We start from the raw sequence: 19,805 nt of genomic DNA, 5'->3' as shown, positions 1-19,805 counted from the left end.
ACGAGGCCTGCGGGCCTCAGCGATCCGCGTCGCCGTGGTTCTTCCAGGACCGCCCCGGAATACCGTCGCGCGGGCCGTTGCCGAAGCCGTTGTTGGGATGGCCCTTGCCGCCGGACTTGGCGATCGCCTGCGAGGTCAGGCTGGTCGACATCAGCAGGGTGATGGCCGGCGGCGTGGCGATCGCGAAGCGCCCGCACCGCCCCAGGAACTTCCGCCGCTCCATCTCGAGCCTGTCGCCCGTGTCCTTCTCCAACTCACCGTTCTCCATCGCGCGTCTCCTTTTCTTGGTCGTTTCGAGGGATGCCCCGACACCGTCGAGGCTAATCCAATATTTAAATAAATTTTTAAGGAACAAGGTCGGAGCGCCGTGGCGTCGGGGCTAGCCCCATGGAACGACCTCCGACCTTGGCTGTTGCCTCCGCCGACGCCATCTCGCAAGTGCGAAGAGACTTCCGGGACGACACCCCCGCTCTTCCAGAAACGCAGAAGGAAATCGACATGCCTTTGTCCTCCATGCCAGGCGGAACCCGGGATATCGCGCTCGTCCTCGGGGGCGGCAACGCGCTGGGCGCCTATCTGGCGGGCGCCTACGAGGAACTGCACGACCAGGGCGTCCGGCCGGGCTGGATCATCGGCGCCTCGGTCGGGGCGATCACCGGCGCCATCCTGGCGGGCAACGCCCCGGAGGACAGGGTCGCGAAGCTGACCCGCTTCTGGGAGGAGGCGACCCTGCCGACCTCGAGCACGCCGTTTCTTCCCGGCCTGAAGCAGCGCCAGATCTATAACGGCATGAACGCGGCCCTGGCCGCGCTGTTCGGCCGGCCCAACATCTTCAGGCACCGCTATCCCGGGCTGTGGTCGGCGCTGCCGTGGGTCCCGAACGACGTGGCGCTCTATGACACGGCCCCGCTGCGCGCGACCCTGGAGCGCCTAGTGGATTTCGACCGGCTCAACGGCGGCCAGGTCCGGTTCACGGCCGCCTGCGTCGATCTGGAAACCGGCGACGAGGTCTATTTCGACACCGCCCGGGACCGGATCGGGCCGGAGCACATCCTGGCCAGCGCCGCCATCACGCCGGCCTTCCCGCCGGTCGAGATCGAAGGCCGGCTGCTGTGCGATCCCGGCTACACCAACAACCTGCCGCTCGACTACCCGTTCCGGGAACCGCTCCCCCGCGACCTGACCTGCATCGCGGTAGACCTGTTCAGCCTGCGCAGCCCGCGGCCCGCCTCCCTGGACGCGGCGCTCGAACGCAGCCAGGACATCCTGTTCTCCAGCGCCACCCGGCGCAGCGTCGCCGCCCTCCGGAGGGAGTTCGCCCTGATGGAGCGGCAGGACCCGGACGGCCCGTCGGTCCGGCTGCTCCATCTGGCCTACCAGGCGGCCGCCCATGAGTTGGCGGTCAAGACGCTGGACTACTCGCCCGCGTCGGTCCGCGACCGCCGGGCCGCCGGCCGGCGCGACATGGCGTCCGGGCTGGCGCTGCTGCGCGCCGGGCCGGCGCCCAAGGGCCGGTTCGACTACGTCCCGGTGGATTCGGAGGATGCCAGCGCGGCGGCCGAGGACGGTGCGGGCGGGACGGCGGCGCTCCCGCTCGGCAAGGTGGCCTGATCGAGCAGCAGTTCCACCTGGTCCCGCAGGACGGCGGGATGGATCGGCTTGTGCAGAATGCGGTAGCCGTGGGCCGCCGCCTCCCGGAGCCGGTCGGGATGGGTGTCCCCGGTCAGCAGCAGCGCCGGGACGGGCGTCCCGCAGCGGCTCCGCACCAGCTCCACGGCGTCGGACCCGCTGCGGTCGCCCTGCAGCCGGTAGTCCGCCAGGACCAGGTCGGGAGGGTGCGTCACGCCGGCCAGCGCGGCGTGCAGCTCGTCCAGGCTGACGACGCGGACCGCCGACATGCCCCAGCTCTCGATCACCAGGGCCAGGCTCTCCAGCACGATGGGATCGTCGTCGATCACGATGGCGGTCCTGCCTTCCAGCCTCCGCTTGCCCGGCGCGGGGGCGGCGGGGACCTCGGCGCCGCCGCGGCGTTCCGACAGCGGCACCGTCACGGCGAACATCGAGCCCCGCCCCGGCACGGACCGGACCTCGATCCGGTGGTCCAGCAGCTTCGCCATGCGGGCGACCACCGCGAGCCCCAGCCCGAGCCCCCGGCTCCGGTCGCGCTCGGGGTTGCCGAGCTGGATGAAATCCTCGAACACGTCGCCGAGATTCTCCTCCGGGATCCCGATGCCGGTGTCCCAGACCTCGATGCGGATCGCGCCGCCCCGCCGCCGGCAGCCGAGCAGGATGCCGCCGGACGGGGTGTAGCGCAGGGCGTTGCTGAGAAGGTTGGAGATCATCCGCTGGAGCAGCACCGGATCGCTCCGGACCGAGGCCCGGCACGGGCGGACCCGGAACCGCAGCCCGGCCGCCTGGGCCTGGGGCTCCATCTCGTGGGCCAGCCGCGTCAGCAGGCCTTCCACCGCCACGTCGGCCATCCGCGGCCGGATGGTCCCCGCCTCCAGCGCGGAGACGTCCAGCAGGACGTTCAGCAGGGACTCTCCCGCCTGGATCGCCTCCCCCAGCTTCTCGGCCAGGGCGCGGTGGGCGGGATCGACCAGCCGGTCCGCCAGGAGCTGGTGGAGCAGCCGGATCGCCTGGTAAGGCTGGCGCAAGTCGTGGCTCGCCGCGGCGAAGAACCGCGACCGCGCCAGCGTGGCCTCCTCGGCCGTCCGGCGGGCTTGCCGCGCCTCGCTCTCGGCGTCCCGCAGCATCGCCTCGATGCGCTTGCGCTCGGTGATGTCGTGCAGCACGCTCAGGAAGCACCGAAGCCTGCCCCGCGCGTCGGTGATCGGGTGGATGGCCAGCTCGATCCAGAAGGGGGTGCCGTCGCGGCGATAGTTGAGCAGATCCTCCCGGATGGGCCGGCGCCGCTCCAGCGCTGCCCGGATGCGCGCCAGGGCGGCACGGTCGGTCCCGCCGCCCTGCAGGAAGCGGGGCGACCGGCCGACGGCGTATTCGGCGGGATAGCCGGTCAGCCGCTCGAAGGCGGGGCTCACATAGGTGATCACCGGGCCGGGCTCGGCGAACGGTTCCGTCTCCGTCACCATGATGACGTCGCCGGTGACCGTGAAGTACTCGGCCAGGAGATCCGCTATCGGCATGGCGTGCTTCCGGGAACCGCCGGTCGTTGATCCGAGGGGCATTAATCCATCCCGGACTCCCTCCGGGATACAGCGCCAACGGATTACGCCGGGCGGGGCAACACGGGCCGGGGGAGTTCCGGGGCTTGGCGGCCCCGGCCTAGATGCCCTCGGCCTTGTCGAATCCGCGGCCGGCGGTCGAGTCCGGCGGCGGTGCCGAACCGGTTCCGCCCATCCCCCGGCCCGCTCCGCCGGTCATGCCCATGCGGTCGTCCCGGCCCGTCATTCCCTTCTCGGCCATGCCCTTCAGGGCGAAGATGGTCAGCACGCCGAGGACGATCCCGCCGCCGAAATGCACGGCGCCGTTCATCATGGTCCGGATCATGGGAGTCCTCCTCAGCGGTTGCGGGACATCGCGGAGCCGGCGGCGAGCATCGCGGCGCCGAGCGCCAGCCCGACGCCCAGTCCCGCCATGGTCGCGGTGACGGCGATGGCTCCGGACACGATGCCGAAGGGATTCATCGGATTCGGCGGCAGGGGAAGCGGCAGCATGGTGTTCCTCCTTTTCGGGCCCCGTCGCCCGGGACCCGTCATCGAGAAGATGTCGTCGAGGAGAAGGGATGTATCCCTGCGGCCCGCCCCGGAAAGGGGCACGGTCCGCGAATACCGAAACAGGCGCGGAGGGCTGAAAATCACCCTCCGGCGTCGGGAACCACCGCACGGTCCGCCCGGTTGATGCCCGCAGATACACCAACGGAGGGTTCCTACCATGGCTTCGACTACGGATGCCGCGCGCGATATCTTCACGACCGGCCTGCACAACGCCCATGCCCTCGAGCAGCAGGCGCTTCAGATCATGAACCGGCAGGTGGAGCGGCTGGAGAACTATCCGGAACTCGAACAGCTCCTGCGCCGGCACATCCAGGAAACCGAGCAGCAGCGCGTCCGCCTCGAAGAAGTGATGAGCCAGCTGTCCGAGAGCCCGTCCGCGCTCAAGGAAGCCGTCCAGGGCTTCATGGGCAACGCCGCCGCGATCGCCCATTCCGTCGCGTCGGACGAGATCATCAAGAACATGCTGGCGAACACCGCGTTCGAGAACTACGAGATCGCCTCCTACAAGTCCCTCCTGGTGATGGGCGACGCCGCCGGCTTCAGCAACCTGACCGGCCTCCGCCAGTCGCTGGACGAGGAAGTCAACATGGCCCGCCAGGTCGCCGACCTGGTCGAGCCGATCACCCGCAAGTACATCGAGATCGGCTCGCGCGGCGAATCGGCCAAGATCTGAGCCGGCCGGGCGTCTAGTCCGAAGCCTCCGGAGGGGTTCGCTCCTCCGGGGGCTTCACCGCGCGGAAGCAGGCGAGCAGCGTCAGGTCGTAGGCGATCTTGAGGGCACCGGCGCAGACCAGCGGCCAGCCGAAGGTTCCCGCCCCCAGCATCGCTCCCGCCAGGGCCGGCGACAGGGCGGAGGCCAGGCTGCGCGGCACCGCGGTCAGGCTCGCCGCCGCCGGCCGCTCGGCCGGTTCCACGATCGCCATCACGTACGAGGTGCGGGCCGGCACGTCCATCTGGGACAGCAGGCTGCGCAGCACCAGGAAGACCACCGCGACCGGCAGCGTCGGCGCGAAGGCCGCCAGGATCAGCAGGATGTTGGCCGGCAGATGGGTGAAGACCATCGTGTTGACCAGCCCGATCCGGCGGGCCAGCCTGACCGCCACCAGGTACGAGACGGCGGAGCACAGGCCGGTCACGAAGAAGATCGTCCCGGTGGCGGCGGCCGACAGCCCGAACCGCTGGAACAGCCACAGCGCCAGCAGCGAATTCACGACGAAGCCGCCGCCGAACGAATCCACCGAGAACAGGGCCGCCAGACCCCAGACCCGCCGGCGCGACGGTCCGAGGGAGGCCGTGCGCCGATGTTCCGCCGCCGGCGCCACGTCCGGCATTCCCGCGTAGAGCAGCAGCGTGGCGAGCCCGAGGACACCGTAAAGCGCGAACAGCACTTGGGTGGCCGCGCCCTCCGGGACGGCCTGGTCGAACCAGTGCAGCGTGCCGATCGACAGCGCCCCCAGCGCCGACCCGACCGAGCCGATCAGGCTGTAGCGCGCGAACACCGCCGTCCGCTCCGCGTCGTCCACCAGATGGGCGATCAGCGTGTGCTCCAGCGGCAGGAAGACGCTGACGTCGCCGCTGGACGGATTGATCGTCCCGACGAAGGCGACCAGCAGCAGCGGCCAGAACGCCTCGATCCCGGCGAAACCGGCGCCGGTGGCCGCCATCAGAAGCGCCGCCCCGGCCAGCGCCCGGCCCAGCGGCACCCGGTGCCCGGCGAAGCCCAGCCCCAGGGTCAGCGCCGCCGATCCCAGCAGGGTCGCGGTCGCCACCAGCCCGACCTCCGCCGGGCCGTATCCCAGCCGGGACAGGTGGATCGGCAGCAGCAGCGCCACGAAGCCGTCGGCGAACGACCGCATCCCCCGGCCGACCAGGATCCGCGCCAGGACGCCCGGCATTCTTCCACCCGGCATGATTATCCCTTGCATCAGCATGACGTCGGGCGCCACCCTGCACCGCCCGCGCCGATGCAACCAGTTGGAAAAAGCCGCACCCCATGAGCAAGGCCTTCGTCCGCGAAAGCGACGCCGATGAGGATCTGCCGGACGAGAAGGAAACCCGGCCGGCAGGCGTCAAGAACTACATCACGCCCGAGGGGTTCCAGCGACTCCAGGACGAGTTCAGGAACCTGATGCGGGTCGAGCGCCCGAAGACGGTCGAGGTCGTGTCCTGGGCCGCCGGCAATGGCGACCGGTCGGAGAACGGCGACTACATCTACGGCAAGAAGCGCCTGCGCGAGATCGACCGCCGCATCCGCTTCCTGACCAAGCGGATGGAGGCGGCGCAGGTGGTCGATCCCTCGGCCCAGAAGAACCGCGACCGCGTCTTCTTCGGGGCCACCGTCACCTATGCCAACGAGCGGGACGAGGAACGCACCGTCACCATCGTCGGCATCGACGAGACGGACCTGGACCGGGGCCGCATCAGCTGGATCTCGCCGGTCGCCAAGGCGCTGCTGAAGGCGCGCGTCGGCGACGTGGTCGACCTGCGCACCCCCGCCGGGCCGGAGCAGATCGAGGTGGTCGCGATCGTCTATCCGCCGCCGCGCCGGCCGGATCCCTGATCCCTAGCCGCAGACATTCATGGTGATGCGCAGCTTGTGCGCGATGTCGCGGATCAGCGGCTCGGCGCTCAGGCTGTGCCCGTTCAGCAGGACCACCAGCACGGCGAAGACCACAGCGACCGGGCGCAGCCTCACCGCGGGCGGATCTATCCGGGCATGGGCCCAGGCGAACAGGCCGACGCAGGCGCAGCCGATCGCCAGGCCGCCGACCACCTCCTCCGCCGTGTGGGCGCGCAGGGCGACCCGGCTGAGCGCCACCAGCAGGATCACCGTCCCGGCGGTGGCCAGGATGGCGAGGCGCTGCCAAGCCGGCCGGCCGAAGCCGGCGATCAGCGCGCAGCAGCCGAAGAAGATCGCCGCGAAGCTGGTGTGCCCGCTCGGGCTCTCGATGTCGAGCAGGCCGGTGGTGCCTCCGCAGGCGATGAAGCCCAGCTTGGCGACCAGCGTGGTGCCGAGCCCGATCGCCAGCGTCGCCGCCCAGAGCAGCGCCACCGAATGGGCGCCCCGCCACAGCAGGTAGGCGAACACGCAGACGGAGGCGGGCAGCAGCAGCCCGGAATCGCCTAGGCTCGTAACGGTATGCATCATGTCGGGGGCGCACGGGGATGTTCTGGAGGATGTCCGCAGTTTTCCCGAAAAACAGTTGATTGTTCAACTGTCCAAGCGGTTCCGCGACGGAGCATCCGATACGCTCATACCGCCTTGGTAAGGTTCCGCCGCCCGGTGGAGAACCGCGACAGGATGAACGCCGTGCCCAGGCCCCAGGCGCCGTTGACCAGGACGCCGGTCAGCATCCCGGCCGGCTGCCAGCCGTTCCCGGCCGGCATCCCTTTCAGCGGCAGGACGACGAACCAGGCGACCAGCGTCGGCAGGACCGCGCCGAACAGGAAGGCCGCGAGCCAGTAACCGGCCCCGCGCGGGAAGAACCGCTCCGCCGCGGACAGCGCGATGCCCCAGACGCCGCCCCAGAACGCCGCCGACAGCACGGCGGGCAAACCCAACGGCGGCACCGGCCGCAACGCCCAGGGCTGGCCCGCGGTCAGCCCGGCGAGGTGAAGCAGCCCGAGCATCGCCTGATGGAACACCAGGACCCCGACGAACCCGGCGAGGAACCCGGCCAGCGGCCGGAACCTCGACCGCGCCTCCGGAGTCCGGCCGGCCGCTCCCGGGCCGTCGCGTAGCGTGTCGGCCATGCCGCTTCCTTCCATCCATGTCCACCGCCAAGGGAAAACCCGCGACGGGCCGATAAGGTCCACTCAAGGGCCGGCCATCTCGGTGCGCGCCGCGCCGGAGCCCGCCGTCCCGCTGCCCGCCGTCCCGCTGCCCGCCATCCTGGTGAAGGGCCGCCGGTCGGCGCCGCTGGGCAGGGGGGCGGAGGGATTCCCGATCCAGCTGACCATGTCGCGCAGCACGGTCTCTCCCTGGAGATCCCGCATCAGCATGTGGTAGCCCTCCTCGTAGACCGCGGAGTCCACGTGCCGGGGCAGCGCCGCCAGCGCCTTCTCGATCGGCGCGCGCGGGATCACCTGCTCGTTGAGGCCGTAGAGCACCAGGGCCGGCGCCGGAAGCTCGGGCACCGCCGCCGCGGCGCGGCTCATCAGCCGGACCAGCCCCTCGACCGCGTCGACCCGGGTGCCCTTGATCACCAGCGGGTCGCGGCTCAGCCCGCGCAGCATCTCGATATTGTCCGACGGCCGGATCTTCAGCTCGCGCGGCGCGGTCAGCCGCAGCCACGGGACCGTGCGGTAGCTGATCCAGAGCGCCGCGCGCTGGAGCGCCGTGAGCGAGTCGCGGTCCCATACCGCCGGGGCCGACAGGATCGTGCCCGCGGGCTCCAGCGGCTCGGTCCCCGGCGGGGGAGGCCCGGCCAGCGCGCTCAGGATCACCGCCCCGCCCATGCTCTCGCCCAGCAGGTACAGGGGGAGGCCGGGATGCCGCCGCCGAACCAGCGACGCCGCCGTGTGCAGGTCGGCGATCAGGGTGTCGGCGGTGGGCCAGATCCCGGGCCTCTCGTGGGCGCCGAAGCCGCGCTGGTCGTAGGCGTAGGTCGCGATCCCGCGGGCCGCGAAGAAGCTTCCGGTCCCCTCGAAGGCGTTGGAGTAGTCGTTGAACCCGTGCAGCGCCAGGACCACCGCGCGGAGCGGCGGCCCGTCCGGCTCCGGCAGCCAGGCGCGCATCGGCAGCGCCACGCCGTCCGGCGTGACGATCCGTTCCGCCGTCAGGTCCGGCGCCCGCATCGCCGGTCCCCTCGGCTGGAAAGTGGCGGAGCATCCGGCCGCCAGAAGCAGGACGGCCAGCAGCGCGATCCGGGCCCGCGGGCTCCCGGCCCGGGACGGCGGCGCCATTCCCGCGCGGCCCCGGTCAGCGCCGCGATCCCGGAAGCAGGGTCGGGTCGCCGGCTTCGGCATCGTGGGAACCCCGGGTCAGCTGGAGGAAGATGTCCTCCAGGTCGGTCTCCACCGTGCTGAGGTCCTGGATCGTCAGCCCGGCCGCCTGGATCGCCGCCAGCACGTCGCCGACCCGGGTGCGGCTCGGCTTGTAGCGCACCACCAGGCGGCGGGGCTCCGGCAGCTCGATCTGCCAGCCGTCCAGCCCGGCGGGCACCGATGTCAGGTCGCGGTCGAGCTGGATGACCAGCGCCTTGCTGTCCAGCCGGCGCAGCAGCGCCTTCGTGCTGTCCATCGCCACCACCTGGCCGTGGTTGATGATCGCGATGGTGTCGCACAGCTCCTCCGCCTCCTGCAGGTAGTGGGTGGTCAGGAGCACCGTCGTGCCGGCGCGGTTGAGCGCCCGGACCTGCTCCCACAGCATCTGGCGCAGCTCGATGTCCACCCCGGCGGTCGGCTCGTCCAGCACCAGCACCGGGGGGGAATGCACCATCGCCTTGGCGACCATCAGCCGGCGCCGCATGCCGCCCGACAGGGTCCGGGCATAGGCGTCCGCCTTGTCCTGGAGCCCGACCGCCTTCAGCAGGTCCTCGGTGATGCGCTCCGACTTGGGCACGCCGTACAGGCCGGCCTGGAGGTTCAGCAGCTCCCGCGGCGTGAAGAACGGATCGATGTTCAGCTCCTGGGGCACCACGCCGATCGCCGCGCGCGAGGCGCGGGCCTCGCGGTCGATGTCACGGCCCCAGATCCGGGCCTCGCCGCCGGTCTTGTTGACCAGCCCGGCCAGGATGTTGATCAGGGTGGACTTGCCGGCGCCGTTGGGGCCGAGCAGGCCGAACAGCGAGCCGCGCGGGATCGCCAGGTCGATCCCCTTCAGCGCCTCCTTCGCGGGCGCCCGCCCCGCCGCCTTGTAGGTCTTGGTCAGGCCGCGGACCTCGACCGCGTGCGCGGGCAGCGGGGTGGTCGGAAGCGTCGGTTCGGCGGCCGGGAGGGAGGGGGAGGGCGAATTCATGGTCTGATCGGTTCCAGTTCAGGGATGCCGGGGCGGCTTCTTTCCGCCGGGCGTCGTTCAAGGCCGCGCCGCGGGCTGCGACCCCGGTACGCGGGTACCAACAATCGCGTTGATCGGGCAGCGCCGTCTTGTATCATCCCGGCGGCCGTCAGGACATGCCGGGGCGGCGTTCCAGCGGCGCGCCGGATTCAAGACAGGGACATAGGTAATGCAGCCGACAGAAACAATTCAGGTGGAGACGGAAACTGTGGGCTGCGACGGCGGCGGCGGGGCGCTCGGGCATCCCATGGTCTACCTGACGCTCAGCGAATCGGGCCGGGCCGACTGCCCCTACTGCGGACGCCGCTTCGAGCTGAAGCCCGGCGCCAAGGCCGGGCACGGCCACTGAGCGGAGACGGGCGGGCCGCCGCCGGCGGAAGGCGATCACCGGGCCGGGTATCGCCGGTCCCGCCTGCGGCTAATCGGCGAAAACCGGCCGCCTCCGTCACGCCGCGCTTTACTGTTCGAGGCCGGAACAATAAGTTGGAATTGATTCGACTTGTCGCGGTGCAATCTTCCGAAGGGGCGTCCCGGGGGAAGATGCAAGGGGTTCCGCGCCGGGTCGGCGTTTCAGTTCCTTCTGTCCGGCCATGCTGCGCAAAAAGAAGTCCGCTTACGAGGTTCTGATCTTCCGCGACGAACAGTGGATGCTGGAGCATCTGCTGGATGACGAGGATCAGGCCAAGAGCGCTGCGGACCGGCTGATGCTCCAGCCGACCACGGCGGGCGTCCGGATCACCAAGAAGATCCTCCGGCAGGACGGCGGCAGCGTCGGCGTCGTCGTCTCCGAGGTGATGAAGACGACGATGCCGCTGACCCAGGTCCGGATCGCCGACGGCATCGAGGCGCCCTTCTGCGAATCGCTGGAGGATTATTACGAGCTGTCCAGCCGGCTGACGATCCGCCGCCTGCTGTCCGACTATCTCGACCAGAAGACGCTGCTGGTCAGCGAGGTGCTCCACTGCGCCGACGAGGCGGACAAGCTGCTGGCCGTCATTCCCCTGATGAAGAGCGCCGTGACCACCGCGGCCGCCAGCCACGCCCGGCTGACCGGGGGCGACTCCGCCGGGGCGCGCAACGCGCTCAACCGCCGGATCGACGAGCTGGCGACCCGCGCCCGTGCCGCGCGCGGCAGCTACCAGCGGAACTTCAAGTCCCGGCAGGCCTTCGCGCCGCTGGCCGAGCGGTTCGGCAAGCCCGGTCCGGATGACGCGGGGCGCGGCGCCAAGGCGGCCAAGGGCGGCAAGCCGGCCGGCAGGCCCGGCGATGCCCGGTTCGCCCTGACCCACGCCGCCTGCACCGAGCTGCTGGGAGCCCGCGACTGGGCCGGCAAGCTGTCGCGGCTGACCGACTGGCTGTATGAAACGGTCGACGACAAGGCGGCGGCCGTGCTGGACGGGCTGGTCGCCGACCTGTTCGCGTCGGGTGCCGCCGTCCGCGAGCTGTTCGGGCCCGACGCCGATCCCAGCCTGCGCCTGTGCCGCCTTTACGATGTTGTCCGGGGCGACGAGACCTCGGCGCTGCTGGCTTCGCTGCCCGACAACCTCCGGGCGCTGGCCCACCAGTTCGACGCCGGCCGGCTGCCCCAGGCGCGCCGGGCGGCGCTGTTCCACATCCAGGTCCAGCTCGGCGACAGCCGCCCGTCGGCGCGCGACGCCAAGGCTTCCTCCTTCATGGCCCTGCTCGACCGGCTGGTGACCGAGCAGGGGGTCGAGGGCGGGCCCGAGATGGCGGAGGCGATCACCTCCCGGCATGCCCGCACCCAGGAACAGGGCGGCCTCGCCGGGTTGAAGGAGGCGATGGCGAGGTTGCTGGCCCTGATGGGCGAGCCGGCGCGCAAGATCAACTATATCCAGGCGTTGGCCCAGTCGCCCCTGGCCCAGCGCCAGCCGCGCCTGATGCTGGAAGCCCTGGACGACATGGCGGCCCGGCCGCGCCTGATCAGCAGCTTCGTGGACAGCGGGTCGCATCCGGTCCAGAAGATGAAGGTGCTCAGCAACACCCACGCCCTGCTGAGCGCCGCCCAGCTTCCCGGGGACGTCCGGTCCAAGCTGCTCCACATGGTCGACGCGGTCTTCACCGACTTCCTGACCGAGAACCGCATCCTGGAGAAGCTCGACAACCCCGAGCTGAGCCTGCGGCAGCGGGTGATCAAGCTGGCCCAGCTCTGCACCCAGGGCCTGCTGACCCCCGGACGGCCGCTGGACATGGCGCGCACCCGGCTGTTCGCCCTGGTCGGGCGCAACGGCTTCGAGACGCTGGTGGTGTCCGACCTGACCGATCCGGCCGAGCGCAAGCGGGAGCTGGCATCCCTCCAGGAGCTGCTGGCCGCCGTGCCCCAGCCGGAACCGCGGACGACCGAGGGCCGGGGCGACTGGGTGGCGGGCCGCGCCGCGGACCCGAAGCCCGCCGAGCCGGCGGCGACCCGGCTGCTCGACCACGGCGCCATGGCCGGGTCCGGCGCCGCCCGGCTGGGGGCGCCCGCGGCCGAGGCCCGGGTCTGTCCGAGCTGCTTCGTCCCCGGCTATACCGACGTCTGCCCCGCCTGCGGCTACCGCCACGTGCCGAGCCAGCGCGACGGCTTCGTCCTGGCTCCCAACACCATGCTGACCGGCCGCTACCGGATCGGCCGGGTGCTCGGGCTGGGCGGCTTCGGCATCACCTATGTCGGCCGCGACGAGCGGCTGCATGCCCTGGTCGCGGTGAAGGAATACTACCCCTCCATGTATTCGGTTCGCATGCCGGCCAGCGCGCTGGTGGCGCCCAGCGGGGCCGAGCAGGCGGGACCCTACCGCACGGGCATGGAGAAGTTCCTGGACGAGGCGCGCCTGCTGGCCCAGTTCCGCACCACGCCGGAGATCGTGGACGTGCTGGACTTCTTCACCGAGAACGGCACCGCCTACATGGTGATGGAATACCTGGAGGGCCGCTCCCTGCAGGAGGTGCTGAACGAGCGGGGCGGAAAGCTGCCGTTCGGCGAGGCGCTGAGCGTGATCCTGCCGGTGATGCGCGGCCTCGCCCGGGTCCACGAGAGGAACGTGCTCCACCGCGACATCAGCCCGGACAACATCTACATCACCAGCGACAAGCGCTCCAAGCTGCTGGACTTCGGCGCCGCCCGCATGGCGCTGTCCCAGGGGGAGCAGAACCTGACCGTGATCCTGAAGCGCGGCTACGCCCCGCTGGAGCAGTACAATGCCGGCGGCCGCCAGGGTCCCTGGACCGACGTCTACGCCCTGTGCGCCACCCTCTACCGCACGCTCGCCGGCCAGATGCCGGCCGACGCGCTGGCCCGGATCGAGCAGGACGACCTCGTCCCGCCATCCCGCCTGGGCGTCGCGATCCCCGCTGCGGTCGAGCAGGTCCTGCTGAAGGGCCTGTCGCTGCGCGGCGCCGAGCGTCACCAGGACATGATCGAGCTGCTGGGCGACTTCGAGGCGGCGCTGTCCGGCCGGAAATAGGGCGGGCGGCCGTCGCTCGACAGGTTCGCGCATACGTGCCTATGATCGCGCTTTGCGCGCGACGGGGCAACTCCATGGACATGGTGGTCGACAGCGCCCTCTATATCGGGGGCCGTCGGAACCGCTCGGTGAGCATCGACCAGGCGGAGCCGCCGGATCAGCCGGACCATTTCGTCTGGATCGGGCTGCTGGAGCCCAGCGAGGAGCTGCTTCACACCGTCCAGGCGCGGTTCGGCCTGCACGACCTGGCGGTGGAGGATGCCCACCGGGCGCACCAGCGGCCCAAGCTGGAAGCCTACGGGCAATCCCTGTTCGTGGTCCTGCGCACCGCCGAGCTGAAGTCGGGCCGGGTCGAGTGCGGCGAGACCCATGTCTTCATCGGCCATGGCTATGTCATCACCGTGCGCCATGGCGCCTCCTCCTCCTACGCGGAGCTGCGCAAGCGCTGCGAGACGGTGCCGATGATGCTCGGCAAGGGCGTCGATTTCGTCCTCTACTCCATCATCGACTTCGTCGTGGACAAGTATTTCCCGATCGTCGAGACGCTGGAGGCGGAGGTCGAGGAAACCGCCGCGGAGGTGCTGACCGCCGCCTTCTCCCCGGAGCGGATCGCCCGCATCTACGAGATCCGGCGCGAACTCCAGATCCTCCGGCGTTCGGTGACACCGCTGATCGAGATGGCCGGCCGCCTCGCGCGGGTCGAGGTGCCGCTGATCGACGAGGACCTGAAGCCCTATTTCCGGGACGTCCAGGACCATACCACCCGGCTGACGGAGCGGATCGAGAACCTGCGCGAGCTGCTGGCCTCGGCGCTGGAGGCGAACCTGCTGATCGTCTCGATCCGGCAGAACGAGGTGATGAAGAAGCTGGCCGGCTGGGCCGCCATCCTGGCGGTGCCCACCGCGATCGCCGGGATCTACGGCATGAATTTCGAGCATATGCCCGAGCTGCACTGGCGCTACGGCTATCCGTCGGCGGTCGCGGTCATCCTGGCCGTCTGCCTTTGGCTCTATCTGCGCTTCAAAAGGAGCGGATGGCTCTGACAAGCGTTGTTGAACCACCACCACCCGCAAAGAAAAATCGAGGGGAGAAATCCATGGGCAAGGAACGTATCGGCTTCATCGGCGTCGGGCTGATGGGCCACGGCATGGCCGCCAACATCGTCGGCAAGGGCTATCCGCTGACCGTGCTCGGCCACCGTAACCGCGAGCCGGTCGAGGACCTGAAGCAGCGCGGCGCCGCCGAGGCCGGCAGCGCCCGCGAACTGGCCGAAGCCTGCGACATCGTCCTGCTCTGCGTGACCGGGAGCCCGCAGGTCGAGGCGGTGATCAACGGGCCGGACGGCCTGGCCTCGGCCGGCAAGCCGCTGCTCATCATCGACTGCTCGACGTCGGAGCCGGCGGTGACCACCCGCCTCGCGGCCGAGCTGGAGCCCAAAGGCATCACGCTGATCGACGCGCCGCTCAGCCGGACGCCGAAGGACGCCTGGGAGGGCACGCTCGACGTGATGGTGGGCGGCGGGTCCGACGCCGTCGCGCGGGCGCGCCCGGTGCTGGACTGCTTCGCCGGCCGGGTCATCGAGACCGGGCCGACCGGGACCGGCCACACGATGAAGCTGCTCAACAACTTCCTGTCGATGGGCTATGCGGCGCTCTATTCGGAGGCGCTGACCCTGGGCGCCAAGGCGGGACTGACGCCGACGGTGTTCGACAGCGTGATCCGGGGCGGCCGGATGGACTGCGGCTTCTACCAGACATTCTTCAAATATGTGCTGGAGCGCGACCGGAACGCCCACCGCTTCACGCTGCGCAACGCGCTGAAGGACATGACCTACACGTCGTCCTTCGCCAACGCGGCCGGCGTCGCCAACCCGCTCGGGGCCGCCGTCCGGAATTCCTACGCGCTCGCCGTCACCGGCGGGCACGGCGACGATTACGTGCCGATGCTGTCTGATATCACGGCGGGCCTCAACGGCATCTCGCTGGTGCCGGAGGCCGACGCCGAAGGATCATCGTAACTGGCATGGATCGGCCCCCGCCGTCGGGCGGGGGCCGATCCACACGTCGCGGACTGCAAAAATCAGCGGGCCACGAAGGGGCGCAGCGGGCGGCGCTCGACGATCGGGCCGGAGGTGCGGACGACTTCGAGCGGCGGCCGCTCGCGGCCCATGCCGGCCTGGCGCGGACGGGGCGCCGAGTCGTAGTCGCGCTTCTCGGCGATCTGGAAGATGCCGGCTTCCGGGGGAAGGCTTTCGGCCAGGATCACGGTCGCGTTCAGCGAGATCACCTTGGCGGCATCGCCCGACTTGCCTTCGAACGCGCGCAGACGGCCGGCCGCCAGATACTCCTTGATCTTGGCGGTGCTGCAATTCAGCCAATGGGCAGCCTGCTCGAGGGTAATGGCGATATCGCGCATCATGTTCTCCCTGTGAAATCCCGGCTCCTGGCTAGGCGCCGCGTCGCGGTGAAAATAAGGGCCGGAAACCCGTCCCTCAATATCCTTTCGGCCAGTGGACACTACCACAACCGAGTCACTATTCCAGCACAAGGGACCGAGAACCCCACATTGTCACCGTCCCAAACGGGTACAATCCAAGGTTCTCGGTTCCGGGTCGGGCCCGGTCAGGGCCCGGAACCCTGCCTCAGGCGGCCTTGACGGTGCGCTCGGAGACCTTCTTCGGCTGGGCGACGGCCTTGATCTCGTCCAGGCTGGCGACGACGCGGCGGCTCAGGATGTCGGAAGCCTCGTTCGTGACCTTCGAGACGATGTCCTGAAGCTCGCGGGCGTTCGAGACGTTCTTCTCGTAGGCGGCCTTGACCAGGTCGGCCTGCTTGATGATGGTGTCCTCGACCTGGCCGGTCGGGGCGGCGTTCGACAGCAGACCCTGGAACTGCTCCATGGACTGGCGGGCGATCTCGCCCTGGCGCTGGGCGACGGTCTGCATGCCCTGGGCGAAGGTCTGGCCGGCGGCGGTCAGGGCCTCGATGTTGCGGCGCTGGATGTCGAACACGGCGTTGAAGTCGAAGCCCGGAACCTTGAACTGCTCGAAGCCCGGAACCTTGAACGGAGCGAACGTATTCATGGAAGCGTCTCCCGATAAAATGGTGATGATTTGATCGCGTCGAGGAGCCGGGTCCGTCCGTTCGGAGGAACGCTCGGCTCCGTCTCTTGCTGCACTGCAACATGAGTGGGATCGGCGTTCGGTTCAAGGGGAATCGTGCATCGCCGGAGTGCATTTTTCTGGAAAACCGCCGGAGCTGTACGCAAGGACGGGTTTCTGCGCGTATATCTATCACCAAAGGCGTAATCCCCCGGCGCGGGGAGGCCCATGGCCGCTCCGGCGCAGGTGTGGCATGGTGGCCCGGTGGTCAAGGGGACATGAGTTGAGCAGCGCAGGACGGCGTAAGGCGACATACCGGCCGCAGCTCGATCCTTCGGGCGAGAGCGTGCGCTATACGGACACGACGCCGGTCAGCGCCAACGAACGCTGCCGGGACTGCGGGCGGAAGCACGGCACGGTGGTGCGCTGCCTGGCGGACGGCCGCTGGTTCGATGCCGACGACCAGACCTGGCGCGACCGGCGCGGCCGCCGCGCGGCCTGGCCGAACGTGGTCGAATATGCCGAGGTCCGGGACATGCCGGTGACGGTCCGGCTCGTCCGGCTGTCGGGCGACGCCAGCGGCAAGCTCCGCAAGCTGTGCCAACGCTGCCAGATGAGCCAGGAGGCGTTGCGCAACGCCATCCGCAACCGCATCCGGGCGCTCAGCCGGCGGGCGCTGGGCGACCTGTTCCTCGGCGGCTACAACGAGCCGGACCAGCTCGAGCGGTTCAAGGTCCTGTCCCGGTCCAAGCGGGCCCGGAGCGGGGACAGGACGCAGCCGGAAGGGCGTGCCGCGAAGAAACCCGACGATCCGGCCTGACTCCGGCGCCGGGGAAGTCCATCTCAGGGGGAACGGTTCCCCTCGAGATGGAGACTGCCCGATGACCGACACGCCGAGCCTCAGCCGCCGCGCCCTCCTGGGCCTGATGGCGGCGACCGGGGCGGCAGCCGTCCTGGCGCCTTCCCTGGGCAGGGCGCAAGCCGGGCCGCCGCTGACCCGGCCGATCCCGTCGAGCGGCGAGGCGCTGCCGGCGGTCGGCCTCGGCTCCTGGATCACCTTCAATGTCGGCGACGACCCGGTCCTCCGGGACGAGTGCGCCGATGTCATGGCCGCCTTCTTCGAGGCCGGCGGGCGTATGATCGACAGCTCGCCCATGTACGGCTCGTCCCAGGCGGTGATCGGCCATGGGCTGGGCCGGCTCGGCCACCCGCAGGCCCTGTTCTCGACCGACAAGGTCTGGATCTCGTCCCCCGCCGCCGGCCCCGGGCAGATCGAGGAGTCGCGCCGCCTCTGGGGCGTGCCCCGGTTCGACCTGCTCCAGGTCCACAACCTGCTCTCGTGGGAACGGCACCTGGAGACGCTGTTCGCCATGAAGGCCGAGGGGCGCCTGCGCTATGTCGGCATCACGACCTCCGAGGGCCGGCGCCACGGCGAGTTCGAGCGGATCATGCGCGACCATCCGCTCGACTTCGTCCAGGTCAGCTACAACGTGCTGGACCGCGAGGTTGAGGAGCGCATCCTGCCGCTGGCCGCCGAGCGCGGCATCGGCGTGATCGTCAACCGGCCGTTCCGCCAGGGCGCCCTGACCCGCAGGCTGGAAGGAGAGGCGCTGCCCGGCTGGGCGGCGGAGATCGGGTGCGACACCTGGGCGCAGCTGCTGCTCAAGTTCGTCATCTCGCACCCCGCCGTCACCTGCGCGATCCCGGCGACCACCCGCGTCGACCATGTGCGGGAGAACATGGCCGCCGCGCGCGGGCCGATGCCGGATGCGGCGATGCGCCGACGCATGGCGGCCCATGTCGAGGATCTCTGATGTCGGAGTGGTGGACCTACACGCTCTCCGACTTCCTGCTGTTCTCGCCGCGGACCTATTACCGCCTGTTCGAGCTTCACAACCAGGCCCTGTGGCCGGCGCACTTGGCGGCGCTTGTCCTTGGCCTCGCGGTCCTGGTGCTGGCGGCGCGCGGCGGCCCGGTTCGGGGCCGCATCGTCGCGGCCCTGCTGGCGATCGCCTGGGCCTGGGTCGCCTGGAGCTTCCTTTACGACCGCTACGCCACGATCAACTGGGCGGCGGCCTGGTTCGCGGGCCTGTTCCTGGCGCAGGCCGTGCTTCTCGTCCTGGCGGGAACGCTGGGCGGAAAGCTGGACCTCGCCGCCGGCCGACCCTGGCGGCTCGGCCTGTTCGCCTTCGCGCTGGCGGTCCAGCCGCTGGCCGGCGTGCTGGCCGGACGGGACTGGGCGCAGGTGGAGACCTTCGCCATGACGCCGGATCCCACCGCGGTCGGCACGCTCGGCATCGTGGCGCTGGCGTCCGGCCCTTGGCGCTGGGGCCTGATGGTCATCCCCGTCCTGTGGTGCCTGGTCAGCGGCGCCACGCTCTGGACGATGGAAGCTCCCGACGCCTTCGTCCCGCCGCTGGCGGCCCTCGTGGCGCTGGTGCTCGCCGCCCGCCCGGCCAGGGCCTCGGGGTGACCCCGCCTCCGGGGCATGCTGAACCTCGGGCGCCGGCAATCGTTAACGATCCATCGACATGAAACATGGGAGGCTGACATGGCCAATCTGACCAAGGTGCTCGGCACGATGCTGGTATCCGGACTTGCCGGCCGGACCGGCGGACGCGGCGCGGCGCTCGCGACGGCGGCGCCGATGCTGCTCGGGGGCGGCAAGACGAGGGGCGGCATGGGCCTGGGCGGCAAGGCCGGCATGGCTGCGCTGGCCTACCTCGCCTACAAGGCCTACCGCGACAGCGGCAGCAGCGACCAGGCCGCCGCCCCGGCTCCGGCTCCGCAGAAGTCGGGTGCCAGCGGTCCCTTCGCTCCGATCTTCGATGCCCTCGGCGTGTTCCAGCCGACCAAGGAAGTGCCGGCCGAACCGCAGATGAACGAGGACCAGGCGCTGCTGCTGATCCGCGCCATGATCTCCGCCGCGAACGCCGACGGCCAGATCACCGCCGAGGAGCGCCAGCGGATCATCCAGCACCTGGACAAGGCCGGCGCCGGACCGGAGGAGCGGCAGATCGTCGAGCAGGAGATCCGCCAGCCCCGCTCGACCGACGACATCATCCGCCAGGTCAAGGACCAGGACACCGCCGAACAGGTCTATCTGGCGTCGGAGATCGCGATCCGCGGCGGGTCGGAGACCGAACGGCGCTACCTGGACTTCCTGGCGAGCCGCCTGAACATTCCCGACGCCCGCCGGCGGGAGCTGGACAGCGTCGCTTCGTAAGGAACGGCTCGACCGGAGGGGCGGCATCCTGCCGCCCCCATGCCGTCCCGGTTTCGCCCGGACCGGGCGGTCAGTGCACCAGGCGTCCGACGGTCCAGCGCGACACCTCGGTCAGCGCCTCGTCGAACGGGATCTCCGGATGATGGAACCGGTGGATGATCAGTGCGGCTTCCAGCGCGTGCCGGTCGGGGGCTCCGGACGCCTTCATCTCGGAAAAGGCTCGTTCGACGGCTGTGCGGCAGCACATGGCAGGCTCTCCAGGCTCTTGATGGTCTCTCGTCCG

23 protein-coding genes are annotated in these 19,805 nt (G+C 70.2%); 11 read left to right on the top strand and 12 right to left on the bottom strand.

The window, feature by feature from the left end; translation table 11 throughout:
- Positions 1–16: 16 nt before the first annotated feature.
- Positions 17–268, bottom strand: coding sequence for a hypothetical protein (locus tag IGS68_RS25500; protein ID WP_201075400.1), 252 nt, complete (start codon positions 266–268; stop codon positions 17–19).
- A 230-nt stretch (positions 269–498) separates the two neighbouring features.
- On the opposite strand from IGS68_RS25500, the gene IGS68_RS25495 reads away from it, so the two are divergent.
- On the top strand, positions 499–1,611 hold the full coding sequence (locus tag IGS68_RS25495; RefSeq protein WP_247881076.1) for a patatin-like phospholipase family protein: 1,113 nt from the start codon (positions 499–501) through the stop codon (positions 1,609–1,611).
- On the opposite strand, the gene IGS68_RS25490 is transcribed toward IGS68_RS25495, so the two are convergent.
- The 3 genes from IGS68_RS25490 to IGS68_RS25480 all read right to left on the bottom strand — a co-directional run bounded on the left by IGS68_RS25490 (position 1,521) and on the right by IGS68_RS25480 (position 3,677).
- Positions 1,521–3,146 (bottom strand): ATP-binding response regulator, encoded by a 1,626-nt coding sequence (locus IGS68_RS25490; protein ID WP_201075399.1) that lies wholly within the window; start codon positions 3,144–3,146, stop codon positions 1,521–1,523. The genes IGS68_RS25495 and IGS68_RS25490 overlap by 91 nt on opposite strands.
- A 139-nt stretch (positions 3,147–3,285) precedes the next feature.
- Positions 3,286–3,510: a hypothetical protein gene (locus tag IGS68_RS25485; protein ID WP_201075397.1), complete on the bottom strand. Its 225-nt coding sequence runs from the start codon at positions 3,508–3,510 to the stop codon at positions 3,286–3,288.
- Positions 3,511–3,521: 11 nt separating this feature from the next.
- Positions 3,522–3,677: a hypothetical protein gene (locus tag IGS68_RS25480; protein ID WP_201075395.1), complete on the bottom strand. Its 156-nt coding sequence runs from the start codon at positions 3,675–3,677 to the stop codon at positions 3,522–3,524.
- 217 nt (positions 3,678–3,894) lie between these two features.
- Here IGS68_RS25480 and IGS68_RS25475 point away from each other — a divergent pair, with 217 nt between their 5' ends.
- Positions 3,895–4,410 (top strand): ferritin-like domain-containing protein, encoded by a 516-nt coding sequence (locus IGS68_RS25475; RefSeq protein ID WP_201075393.1) that lies wholly within the window; start codon positions 3,895–3,897, stop codon positions 4,408–4,410.
- 13 nt (positions 4,411–4,423) lie between these two features.
- Here the strand turns inward: IGS68_RS25475 and IGS68_RS25470 are convergent, their stop codons facing one another.
- Complete coding sequence (locus IGS68_RS25470; RefSeq protein ID WP_201075391.1) at positions 4,424–5,647, bottom strand: MFS transporter; 1,224 nt, start codon at positions 5,645–5,647, stop codon at positions 4,424–4,426.
- Positions 5,648–5,730: 83 nt separating this feature from the next.
- On the opposite strand from IGS68_RS25470, the gene greB reads away from it, so the two are divergent.
- A complete protein-coding gene (gene greB, locus IGS68_RS25465) occupies positions 5,731–6,297 on the top strand; it encodes a transcription elongation factor GreB (RefSeq protein ID WP_201075388.1) in 567 nt (188 codons plus the stop codon).
- A gap of 3 nt (positions 6,298–6,300) precedes the next feature.
- On the opposite strand, the gene IGS68_RS25460 is transcribed toward greB, so the two are convergent.
- The 4 genes from IGS68_RS25460 to IGS68_RS25445 form a co-directional block, all read right to left on the bottom strand.
- Positions 6,301–6,885 (bottom strand): phosphatase PAP2 family protein, encoded by a 585-nt coding sequence (locus IGS68_RS25460; RefSeq protein ID WP_201075380.1) that lies wholly within the window; start codon positions 6,883–6,885, stop codon positions 6,301–6,303.
- Positions 6,886–6,989: 104 nt separating this feature from the next.
- Positions 6,990–7,490, bottom strand: a complete 501-nt coding sequence (locus IGS68_RS25455; RefSeq protein ID WP_201075371.1) for a hypothetical protein — start codon at positions 7,488–7,490, stop codon at positions 6,990–6,992.
- 63 nt (positions 7,491–7,553) lie between these two features.
- Positions 7,554–8,642, bottom strand: a complete 1,089-nt coding sequence (locus IGS68_RS25450) for an alpha/beta hydrolase (RefSeq protein WP_201075369.1) — start codon at positions 8,640–8,642, stop codon at positions 7,554–7,556.
- Positions 8,643–8,658: 16 nt separating this feature from the next.
- On the bottom strand, positions 8,659–9,696 hold the full coding sequence (locus tag IGS68_RS25445) for an ABC transporter ATP-binding protein (RefSeq protein ID WP_201075367.1): 1,038 nt from the start codon (positions 9,694–9,696) through the stop codon (positions 8,659–8,661).
- A gap of 232 nt (positions 9,697–9,928) precedes the next feature.
- On the opposite strand from IGS68_RS25445, the gene IGS68_RS25440 reads away from it, so the two are divergent.
- The 4 genes from IGS68_RS25440 to IGS68_RS25425 all read left to right on the top strand — a co-directional run bounded on the left by IGS68_RS25440 (position 9,929) and on the right by IGS68_RS25425 (position 15,213).
- Positions 9,929–10,084, top strand: a complete 156-nt coding sequence (locus IGS68_RS25440) for a zinc-finger domain-containing protein (protein ID WP_323378332.1) — start codon at positions 9,929–9,931, stop codon at positions 10,082–10,084.
- A gap of 241 nt (positions 10,085–10,325) precedes the next feature.
- Positions 10,326–13,196, top strand: a complete 2,871-nt coding sequence (locus tag IGS68_RS25435) for a serine/threonine-protein kinase (RefSeq protein WP_201075363.1) — start codon at positions 10,326–10,328, stop codon at positions 13,194–13,196.
- Positions 13,197–13,270: 74 nt separating this feature from the next.
- Positions 13,271–14,239, top strand: a complete 969-nt coding sequence (gene corA, locus IGS68_RS25430) for a magnesium/cobalt transporter CorA (RefSeq protein ID WP_247881075.1) — start codon at positions 13,271–13,273, stop codon at positions 14,237–14,239.
- A gap of 53 nt (positions 14,240–14,292) precedes the next feature.
- On the top strand, positions 14,293–15,213 hold the full coding sequence (locus tag IGS68_RS25425) for an NAD(P)-dependent oxidoreductase (RefSeq protein ID WP_201075359.1): 921 nt from the start codon (positions 14,293–14,295) through the stop codon (positions 15,211–15,213).
- A gap of 62 nt (positions 15,214–15,275) precedes the next feature.
- On the opposite strand, the gene IGS68_RS25420 is transcribed toward IGS68_RS25425, so the two are convergent.
- Together IGS68_RS25420 and IGS68_RS25415 are read right to left on the bottom strand one after the other, a co-directional pair.
- The gene (locus IGS68_RS25420; RefSeq protein ID WP_201075357.1) at positions 15,276–15,614 is read right to left on the bottom strand and encodes a hypothetical protein; all 339 of its coding nucleotides are present in this window, start codon (positions 15,612–15,614) and stop codon (positions 15,276–15,278) included.
- A 223-nt stretch (positions 15,615–15,837) separates the two neighbouring features.
- A complete protein-coding gene (locus tag IGS68_RS25415) occupies positions 15,838–16,278 on the bottom strand; it encodes a phasin family protein (protein ID WP_201075356.1) in 441 nt (146 codons plus the stop codon).
- Between the two features lie 301 nt (positions 16,279–16,579).
- Between IGS68_RS25415 and IGS68_RS25410 the strand changes: the two genes are divergently transcribed.
- From IGS68_RS25410 to IGS68_RS25395, 4 genes are all read left to right on the top strand, one after another.
- Positions 16,580–17,116, top strand: a complete 537-nt coding sequence (locus IGS68_RS25410; protein WP_201075355.1) for a hypothetical protein — start codon at positions 16,580–16,582, stop codon at positions 17,114–17,116.
- A gap of 61 nt (positions 17,117–17,177) precedes the next feature.
- Positions 17,178–18,110: an aldo/keto reductase gene (locus tag IGS68_RS25405; protein WP_201075354.1), complete on the top strand. Its 933-nt coding sequence runs from the start codon at positions 17,178–17,180 to the stop codon at positions 18,108–18,110.
- Positions 18,110–18,769 carry a DUF6064 family protein gene (locus IGS68_RS25400; RefSeq protein ID WP_201075353.1) on the top strand — a complete coding sequence of 220 codons (660 nt, stop codon included), beginning with the start codon at positions 18,110–18,112 and terminating at the stop codon, positions 18,767–18,769. The genes IGS68_RS25405 and IGS68_RS25400 overlap by 1 nt, the downstream gene beginning before the upstream one ends.
- Before the next feature lie 78 nt (positions 18,770–18,847).
- Positions 18,848–19,522 carry a tellurite resistance TerB family protein gene (locus IGS68_RS25395; protein WP_201075352.1) on the top strand — a complete coding sequence of 225 codons (675 nt, stop codon included), beginning with the start codon at positions 18,848–18,850 and terminating at the stop codon, positions 19,520–19,522.
- A gap of 70 nt (positions 19,523–19,592) precedes the next feature.
- On the opposite strand, the gene IGS68_RS25390 is transcribed toward IGS68_RS25395, so the two are convergent.
- Complete coding sequence (locus IGS68_RS25390; protein WP_201075351.1) at positions 19,593–19,769, bottom strand: hypothetical protein; 177 nt, start codon at positions 19,767–19,769, stop codon at positions 19,593–19,595.
- Between the last annotated feature and the right edge of the window lie 36 nt (positions 19,770–19,805).

The sequence above is a fragment of the Skermanella sp. TT6 genome (assembly GCF_016653635.2).
GTDB classification, from domain to species: domain Bacteria; phylum Pseudomonadota; class Alphaproteobacteria; order Azospirillales; family Azospirillaceae; genus Skermanella; species Skermanella cutis.
The sequence above is the reverse complement of the archived record's forward strand: the minus strand, read 5'-3'. Positions and strand labels throughout refer to the sequence as shown.

What these genes read in the sequence shown, in the direction of transcription:
- IGS68_RS25495 (WP_247881076.1), top strand. Translation starts at nt 499, where the DNA reads ATGCCTTTGTCCTCCATGCCAGGCGGAACCCGGGATATCGCGCTCGTC.
- IGS68_RS25420 (WP_201075357.1), bottom strand. Translation starts at nt 15,614, where the DNA reads ATGATGCGCGATATCGCCATTACCCTCGAGCAGGCTGCCCATTGGCTG.
- IGS68_RS25415 (WP_201075356.1), bottom strand. Translation starts at nt 16,278, where the DNA reads ATGAATACGTTCGCTCCGTTCAAGGTTCCGGGCTTCGAGCAGTTCAAG.
- IGS68_RS25395 (WP_201075352.1), top strand. Translation starts at nt 18,848, where the DNA reads ATGGCCAATCTGACCAAGGTGCTCGGCACGATGCTGGTATCCGGACTT.
- IGS68_RS25490 (WP_201075399.1), bottom strand. Translation starts at nt 3,146, where the DNA reads ATGCCGATAGCGGATCTCCTGGCCGAGTACTTCACGGTCACCGGCGAC.
- IGS68_RS25425 (WP_201075359.1), top strand. Translation starts at nt 14,293, where the DNA reads ATGGGCAAGGAACGTATCGGCTTCATCGGCGTCGGGCTGATGGGCCAC.
- greB (WP_201075388.1), top strand. Translation starts at nt 5,731, where the DNA reads ATGAGCAAGGCCTTCGTCCGCGAAAGCGACGCCGATGAGGATCTGCCG.
- IGS68_RS25435 (WP_201075363.1), top strand. Translation starts at nt 10,326, where the DNA reads ATGCTGCGCAAAAAGAAGTCCGCTTACGAGGTTCTGATCTTCCGCGAC.
- IGS68_RS25485 (WP_201075397.1), bottom strand. Translation starts at nt 3,510, where the DNA reads ATGATCCGGACCATGATGAACGGCGCCGTGCATTTCGGCGGCGGGATC.
- IGS68_RS25460 (WP_201075380.1), bottom strand. Translation starts at nt 6,885, where the DNA reads ATGATGCATACCGTTACGAGCCTAGGCGATTCCGGGCTGCTGCTGCCC.
- IGS68_RS25475 (WP_201075393.1), top strand. Translation starts at nt 3,895, where the DNA reads ATGGCTTCGACTACGGATGCCGCGCGCGATATCTTCACGACCGGCCTG.
- IGS68_RS25450 (WP_201075369.1), bottom strand. Translation starts at nt 8,642, where the DNA reads ATGGCGCCGCCGTCCCGGGCCGGGAGCCCGCGGGCCCGGATCGCGCTG.
- IGS68_RS25445 (WP_201075367.1), bottom strand. Translation starts at nt 9,696, where the DNA reads ATGAATTCGCCCTCCCCCTCCCTCCCGGCCGCCGAACCGACGCTTCCG.
- IGS68_RS25405 (WP_201075354.1), top strand. Translation starts at nt 17,178, where the DNA reads ATGACCGACACGCCGAGCCTCAGCCGCCGCGCCCTCCTGGGCCTGATG.
- IGS68_RS25400 (WP_201075353.1), top strand. Translation starts at nt 18,110, where the DNA reads ATGTCGGAGTGGTGGACCTACACGCTCTCCGACTTCCTGCTGTTCTCG.
- corA (WP_247881075.1), top strand. Translation starts at nt 13,271, where the DNA reads ATGGACATGGTGGTCGACAGCGCCCTCTATATCGGGGGCCGTCGGAAC.
- IGS68_RS25455 (WP_201075371.1), bottom strand. Translation starts at nt 7,490, where the DNA reads ATGGCCGACACGCTACGCGACGGCCCGGGAGCGGCCGGCCGGACTCCG.
- IGS68_RS25470 (WP_201075391.1), bottom strand. Translation starts at nt 5,647, where the DNA reads ATGCCGGGTGGAAGAATGCCGGGCGTCCTGGCGCGGATCCTGGTCGGC.
- IGS68_RS25480 (WP_201075395.1), bottom strand. Translation starts at nt 3,677, where the DNA reads ATGCTGCCGCTTCCCCTGCCGCCGAATCCGATGAATCCCTTCGGCATC.
- IGS68_RS25500 (WP_201075400.1), bottom strand. Translation starts at nt 268, where the DNA reads ATGGAGAACGGTGAGTTGGAGAAGGACACGGGCGACAGGCTCGAGATG.
- IGS68_RS25390 (WP_201075351.1), bottom strand. Translation starts at nt 19,769, where the DNA reads ATGTGCTGCCGCACAGCCGTCGAACGAGCCTTTTCCGAGATGAAGGCG.